The organism is Kitasatospora sp. NPDC057542 (assembly GCF_042801945.1).
In the GTDB taxonomy this organism is placed as follows: Bacteria; Actinomycetota; Actinomycetes; order Streptomycetales; family Streptomycetaceae; genus Kitasatospora.
This window is the reverse complement of record NZ_JBHVFE010000700.1, coordinates 1-3,087: the sequence shown is the minus strand read 5'-3', so window position 1 is coordinate 3,087 and position 3,087 is coordinate 1. Positions and strand designations below refer to the sequence as shown.

2 protein-coding genes are annotated in these 3,087 nt (G+C 71.8%); one reads left to right on the top strand and one right to left on the bottom strand.

The window, feature by feature from the left end:
• Nucleotides 1-102 precede the first annotated feature (102 nt).
• The gene (locus ACFU7Y_RS42300; RefSeq protein ID WP_380771755.1) at nucleotides 103-564 is read left to right on the top strand and encodes an SsgA family sporulation/cell division regulator; all 462 of its coding nucleotides are present in this window, start codon (nucleotides 103-105) and stop codon (nucleotides 562-564) included.
• A 66-nt stretch (nucleotides 565-630) separates the two neighbouring features.
• Here ACFU7Y_RS42300 and ACFU7Y_RS42295 read toward each other — a convergent pair whose 3' ends face one another.
• Entirely contained in the window at nucleotides 631-2,610 is a 1,980-nt protein-coding gene (locus ACFU7Y_RS42295) for a hypothetical protein (RefSeq protein ID WP_380771753.1), read from the bottom strand.
• Between the last annotated feature and the right edge of the window lie 477 nt (nucleotides 2,611-3,087).

The window sequence follows — 3,087 nt, the reverse complement described above, 5'->3', positions numbered from 1 at the left end:
GAACGGGTCCCCCCGGCGTCCAGCAGCAGGTTGTCGGTCAGCTCGGAGATGTGTATAAGAGACAGCGGCTGCACCTGTCCACCCATCGCCCCTGGAGGTCCCGTGCCCGGACGCCATCCGTTCCCCGACCAGGGCCCTGCGGCGGGCGCGGACTGCGCCACACTCGACCTGGGCGGGCAACTCCAGCTCGGGGAAGGCAGGTTCATCGACCTGCCGGTGCGCTTCGTGTACCGCGGTGACCAGCCGTTCGCCGTGGTCATGGAGTTCCCGGGCTCCGGCCCGGCGGTCGGCACGTGGGAGTTCTCCCGCGACCTGCTGTGGAAGGGCCTGCACAGACCGGCCGGGATGGGCGACGTGCGGGTCCTGCCGCCGTGCCGCTGCCACGGCCGCCGGCAGCTACGGATCACGCTCAGGGGGGAGGACGGCACCGCCTCGATCGACGTTCCGGTCGAGCCGGTGCGCAGCTGGCTGTGCGAGCGGAGCTTCGCCCTCGTGGCCCGTGGCAGGGAATCCGAACTGATCGACTGGGACGCCGAACTGAGCCGACTGGTCGGCGGCCGCTGAGACGACCGGTCCGGCCGCCACCCGATCGAGGGGTGACGACCGGACCGGTGGCCCGTGCGACGGCTGTCAGGCGAGCTTCTGGCAGAGCAGCGCGTACGGTCGCGCCGCCCACAGCTGCCACCAGGGCTGGCTGTAGGCCATGCCCGCGACGAACTCGTCGTCCGCGCACTGACCCTTGGCGAAACCGTACGAGAAGTCACCGCCCTTGGCCGCGGTGGGGCGGTTGTCGCCCTTGTCGAACCAGAGCGTGCGGGTCGAAGTCCCGAGCGGCGTTGCGGACTTGGCGCACAGTGCGCCCATCGTCCGGCCGTTGCGGCTGTAGCCGGTCATGACGGAGCCGGCGGGGCACTGGGCCTTGGAGTAGCCCGGCGCCCAGTCGGTGGTCACGTAGGTGCCGCCGTGGTCGACGACGAACGAGTGGCCGGCCTCCCACAGGTTCGCCTTCGTGACGTCCGTGCACAGGCCGTTGTCGCCGCCGAAGCTGAGCCCGACCAGTCGGCTGCCGTCCTGGCAGGACGCCTTGAGGGCCCACGGGTCCCAGTCCGGCCGGGTCTTCAGGTACGCGGACTGGTTGTCGTCGAACAGGCTGGCGTTGAGCGAGGCCCAGTTCACCAGGGGCGTCGGGGGCTGCCCGACGCTCACCGAGGCGAGCGGCCACTCGCGGTGGAAGGCGAGGAAGGGCAGGTCCGCCGACAGGATCGGGGTGCCGAGGATGGCGAGCTGCGCCATCAGGGCCCCGTTGATGTCGAGTCCGCCGTAGAGGGCCGCCGCGCCGTTGACGGCCGGCGTGGTGCCGGTGCCGTCGAGGACGATGGAGCCGTTGACGGTGGCGCGCAGGTACGGCTCGATGGAGGCCTTCACGCCGACCGTGTCGTACAGGGCGATCGAGCCTTCGGCGAGCAGGCCGGCCTTCGCCGAGGCGGAGCCCTTGAGGTTGAGGCGCAGCGGGGAGACGGTGGAGTTCCCGGGGTCGGTGGTGGTGGTCCAGCCCGGGCCCTTCACGTAGTCGGAGTGGACGCCCCACTGGCCGTCGTACGCCTGCTCGGCGTCGAGGCTGACGGTGCCGTCGGCGCTGATGTCGGCGGAGAGGGTGAAGGCCAGGTTGATGACGACGGGCAGGGGGCCCACCATCAGCACGGGGCTGGCGCTGTACTTGGCCAGCGGAATCCGGATGGGAGTGGTGCTCGCGGTGAGGTTCGCGCTGACGCGCCAGTCCGCGTGCGCGCCCAGGGTGAAGCCGACCCGGGCCTGCTGGGGGTCGATCAGGCCGAGGCCACCCTGGTAGGAGAAGTCGATGGCCGGGTGGAGGGAGACCGAGCCGGAGAGCGTCGCCGAACTGCCGTCGGGCAGCGGGACGGTGGCGTTGGCGCTCAGCCCCAGGCTGCCGGACACGGAGCCCTGTCCGGAGGTCGCGCCGAAGTCGGTGGTGACCTGGACGCCGCCGATCTGGGGCTCGACCTGGAAGGTGCTCGGGCTGACGGCGCTCCGCAGGCTGGTGCTGGTTCCGCCGAGCAGTTCGGGGAGGGTGGCCGGGCGGGTGGTGACGGCCACCTTCCCGTCGGCGGTCGGCTGCACGCCGGTGACGGCGACCAGCGCGCCGTGCGGGGCCGCCGGGGTGGGCGGGCTGTCGATCAGCTGCCCGGGCTGGACGGCGGCCGCGGCGACCTCGGGGGCCGCGGCCAGGGAGGACGGCGACTGCGGACCGGTCGTGGCCGGTGCGAGTACGGCGATGCCGGTGCTCGCGTCGTAGGAGGAGAGCGCGAGGACGGGGGCGGTGGTGGCGGTGGCCGGCGCGCTGCCCTGCGCCGGCGTCGCCACCGTGGCCGCGGCCGTGCCGGACGCCGGGGGCGCCAGCGTCGCCGGCGTGCCGGGGGCGGCGGGCGAAGCCGACGGGTCGGGCGACGCGGTCGGGGTGGCTGCCGCGGTCGCGGCCGGTGTGGTGGTCGCAGCGGCCGGTGATGCCGCTGCTCCGTTCAGGATGGCGCCGCAGAGGATGAGCACGGTGGTTGTCGCGGCGGCTGACAACGTCAGCTTGCGCACGGTCACGTGGAGGGTCCCTTCGGGTCAACGGTGCTGGAACGGTGGTGACTTGTGGTGGGGCACACTGCCCGGAGCAGTCGCACTGGCCCTGACCGACGGGTAACTTAGCAGCCACCGGCAGCCTTGTTGACAGTTTTGTCAGGTTCGCGGACCGCGATCACGAGATTTCATGGCCCGGGAGCCGGGCTTTTCCCTTGGGTTCATGCGGAGCTCGGCAGTCCGGTGCGAGGTGATTCGGTGAGTCGGATCCGGATCCGGGAATGAGACGATCGACTGTCATATGTGCCCAGGACCAGGCGAATCGGCTCCGGGTGCGAGGCGTCGCACGGCCGTCGTTCGCGAAATGGCCGGCCGGGCCGATCCGGCCGGTGTCATCGGGTGCGCATTTTCCGGAACCCGTCGGTCCCTACCGTTCTTCGTCCGTGGCTCGCTGGATCGCCGAGCACCCGAATGCGCCGACGGGCTCGGGCCCTGGGCGGGGAT